Origin of the sequence: Lysinibacillus sp. GbtcB16, assembly GCF_019091145.1 — a bacterium.
GTDB classification, from domain to species: domain Bacteria; phylum Bacillota; class Bacilli; order Bacillales_A; family Planococcaceae; genus Lysinibacillus; species Lysinibacillus fusiformis.
This window is the reverse complement of record NZ_JAGXJV010000402.1, coordinates 1-271: the sequence shown is the minus strand read 5'-3', so window position 1 is coordinate 271 and position 271 is coordinate 1. Positions and strand designations below refer to the sequence as shown.

Below are 271 nucleotides of genomic sequence, written 5' to 3'. Positions count from 1 at the left end.
ATGCTTTGATCAAGGTTGTAGTGCCCCTGAACAAACAAAAACACGCAAACACAGCCTATCGCCGCATTCACGTGTTTTTCCTAGATCGAAAAGGCATACATGCCCACAGCCGAAATTTCCCCTGCGTCCGGATCCGTCTCCTTAACCAGAATTCGATCGAGAATCAATTGTTCAAAATAAGCAAACCCGCTGTCCCGCACGCGTGGGCGCGAGAGCGTTATTCTCACATCCAAGGCAATCTTGCCTTCTTCGATCAAAATAACGCGATCCG

1 pseudogene is annotated in these 271 nt (G+C 48.7%); it reads right to left on the bottom strand.

The features are described from left to right. Positions 1–80: 80 nt before the first annotated feature. Positions 81–271 (bottom strand): annotated as a pseudogene (locus KVT27_RS24690) (aliphatic sulfonate ABC transporter ATP-binding protein); the annotation flags it as partial.